Annotated in this window: 3 protein-coding genes and 1 pseudogene; 1 reads left to right on the plus strand and 3 read right to left on the minus strand. The window is 64.4% G+C overall.

The annotated features are described in order from the left end of the window. Positions 1-233: 233 nt before the first annotated feature. Both P9230_RS32150 and P9230_RS32155 read right to left on the minus strand, forming a co-directional pair. Positions 234-425 carry a hypothetical protein gene (locus P9230_RS32150; protein ID WP_278121740.1) on the minus strand — a complete coding sequence of 64 codons (192 nt, stop codon included), beginning with the start codon at positions 423-425 and terminating at the stop codon, positions 234-236. A 197-nt stretch (positions 426-622) separates the two neighbouring features. Then, positions 623-877, minus strand: coding sequence for a hypothetical protein (locus P9230_RS32155; RefSeq protein ID WP_095830257.1), 255 nt, complete (start codon positions 875-877; stop codon positions 623-625). 128 nt (positions 878-1,005) lie between these two features. Between P9230_RS32155 and P9230_RS32160 the strand changes: the two genes are divergently transcribed. Then, entirely contained in the window at positions 1,006-2,883 is a 1,878-nt protein-coding gene (locus P9230_RS32160; RefSeq protein WP_278121742.1) for an ABC-F family ATP-binding cassette domain-containing protein, read from the plus strand. Positions 2,884-2,959: 76 nt separating this feature from the next. Here the strand turns inward: P9230_RS32160 and P9230_RS32165 are convergent. Further along, positions 2,960-3,087: pseudogene (locus tag P9230_RS32165) on the minus strand (IS110 family transposase); the annotation flags it as partial.

Raw genomic sequence — 3,087 nt, forward strand, 5'->3', positions numbered from 1 at the left:
CCCCCCCCCCCCCCCCCCCCCCCCCCCCCCCCCCCCCCCCCCCCCCCCCCCCCCCCCCCCCCCCCCCCCCCCCCACGGCTGAGATGCCTCGCGGTCCTGGACGGCATCGTCGGCGGCTGAAAAGGCGCATGGTCAAGGCGGTTCCGAGACAACCGCGCAGCGGTTTTCCGGAATCCGGGAGGAGCGGTATTCAGCGTTAGTCCCTATCAAAGCCGGACCCGCTCGGGCCGCCTTCAATTGCGCGGCAGCTTGCGCGCCCCGGTGCCTCGATCCTGGTCGGCCGCGAGGCTGTCCGCCTCGACGGCGGTCATTTCCAGCAAATAGACAAGCATTTGATAGCGCGTGCTTGAAAGCATCTTCGCCAGCCCGCGCGTGATCTCCGCCACATATCTTAGCATGCGCAGATCGTTTGCCGCCCCGTCCATCGTGAGCTCCTAAACAAGCCAAGTTATTGTTGTTGTTCTTCTTGATCATTCTTGGCGCTTACGCGCGACTCACAGCGCAATTCCAAATTCGCAGGGTCACGACAAAAACTGAAGTCAATTTTCAGAAAGCATCAGGCCTGGGCCAAAAGCTTCGACGCGCGGCAGCCCAGAGCGGCGCTGCGCCGCCGGCCTATCGGTCATTGCGTAGGCGACGTCTGGGATTGTTTTCCAGGATAAATTTGGATCAGCAGGTGTTTCGTCGCGTCCGCCTCTGGCCTGCCGGTCATCTCCCCCACTTGGGCGGAGACTGGCAGCGTCGGCGCCGCGCTTGCCGGGCCGGTTAAGGGGAGCACTGCAGCCGTCTCGCCCTCAAACAGCACCACTTGTGTCGCCAGCGCGGCGGTCGTGGCGACCTGGAAGAAGATGAAGGCGAGGGCGAAATAGCGGATCACGGGGCTCAGAACGCTTCGGCCGGCAACTGGTTCCCTGATTGGGCTCGGGACCGGCGCCCGGAACACGGCGAGCCGTCCTCCAGGCCTGGCTCTTGCGAAGCGCCGACGTCCGGTGCAAAAGCCCGCCCATGCTTATCATCAACGATCTCTCGCTGCGCATGGCGGGGCGCCTGCTTCTCGATCATGCCTCGCTGACCCTGCCGGCCGGCACCAAGGCCGGTCTCGTCGGCCGCAATGGCACCGGCAAGACGACACTGTTCAAGGCAGTCACCGGCGATTTCCCGTCCGAGACCGGCTCGATCAGCCTGCCGAAAAACACCCGCATCGGCGAGGTCGCACAGGAGGCGCCGGGCACCGAGGAGCCGCTGATCGACATCGTGCTGAAAGCCGATGTCGAGCGGCAGGCCTTGCTGGAAGAGGAGAAGACCGCGACCGATCCGCACCGCATCGCGGAAATCCACACGCGGCTCGCCGACATCGATGCGCATTCGGCCGAATCCCGCGCCGCCACCATCCTTGCCGGCCTCGGCTTCGACGATGCCGCGCAGAAGCGCCCGGCTTCGTCCTTCTCCGGCGGCTGGCGCATGCGCGTGGCCTTGGCCGCCGTGCTGTTCTCCGAACCCGATCTTCTGTTGCTCGACGAGCCGACCAACTATCTCGACCTCGAAGGCACGCTCTGGCTCGAGAACTATGTCGCAAAGTATCCGCACACGGTTTTGCTCATTTCGCACGATCGCGACCTGCTCAACCGCGCGGTCAATTCGATCGTCCATCTCGACCAGAAGAAACTGACCTTCTGGCGCGGCGGCTACGACCAGTTCGAGCGCCAGCTCACCGAGCAGCGCGAACTGCAGGAAAAGAGCCGCGTCAAGCAGGAAGCGCAGCGCAAGCATATGGAATCCTTCGTCGAGCGTTTTCGCGCCAAGGCCTCGAAGGCCAGGCAGGCGCAATCGCGGCTGAAGGCGCTGGAGAAGATGAAGCCGATCGCCGCGGTGGTGAACGACACGGTGCGGCCGTTCTCCTTCCCCGAGCCGGTGAAGACGGTGGCCTCGCCGATCGTGGCGCTCAACGGCGTCAATGTCGGCTACACCGAGGGCAATCCGGTGCTGAAGAAGATGACGCTGCGCATCGATGCCGACGATCGCATCGCGCTGCTCGGCGCCAACGGCAACGGCAAATCGACGTTCGCCAAGATGCTCGCCGGCCGCCTCAAAGCCGAGACCGGCACGATGACGGTGGCGCCGGGCCTGAAGGTGGCGATCTTCGCGCAGCACCAGCTCGACGATCTGCGTCCCGAGGAAAGCGCCTATGAGCATGTGCGCCGGCTGATGCCCGATGCGCCGGAAGCCAAGGTGCGCGCCCGCGTTGCGCAGTTCGGGCTCTCGACCGAGAAGATGAATACCGCGGCGAGAGATCTGTCCGGTGGCGAGAAGGCGCGTCTCCTGATGGGGCTCTCGGCCTTCGAGGGGCCGAACCTGTTCATCCTCGACGAGCCCACCAACCACCTCGACATCGACAGCCGTGAATCGCTGATCCATGCGCTCAATGATTTCCCTGGCGCGGTGATCCTCATCTCGCACGACCGGCATCTTCTGGAGGCGACGGCGGACCGGCTGTGGCTGGTCAAGGACGGCGCGGTCAATCCTTATGACGGCGACCTGGAGGACTACAAAACGCTGGTCACCGGCGTTTCCTCAAATCGTCGGGAACAGAAGGAGGCGGACAAGGCATCCAAGGCCGACCGTCGCCGCGAGGCCGCCGCCCGGCGCTCGGCGCTCGAGCCTCTAGCCAAGGAGATCCGCGCCACCGAGGCGCTGATGGACCGCATCCGCAAGCGCATCGACCTGATCGAGGACGAGCTCGCCAACCCGGCGATCTACGAGAAGGACCCCTCGACCGCGACGCGGCTGGCCAAGGAGCGCTCGCAGCTTGCCCACACACTTGCCCTCAACGAGGACAAGTGGCTGACGATGTCGGCGGAATATGAGGAGGGGATCGCGGAGTAGGGCGGTTCCCCTTCTCCCCTTGTGGGAGAAGGTGGATCGGCGCGAAGCTCGGTCGGATGAGCGACTATCTGAGGTGTCAAGTTGCATTTGCGAACTCGGTTCGCGCGTCGCGTGCTTTTGCATTGACAATGACGAGCAGCTTTCTGGCGAGAGCGATGCGGATGACCATCTTTTCCTTTCCAGCGGCCTGCAACCGGTGCTGGA

Source organism: Mesorhizobium sp. WSM4887 (assembly GCF_029625865.1).
Classification (GTDB): Bacteria; Pseudomonadota; Alphaproteobacteria; order Rhizobiales; family Rhizobiaceae; genus Mesorhizobium.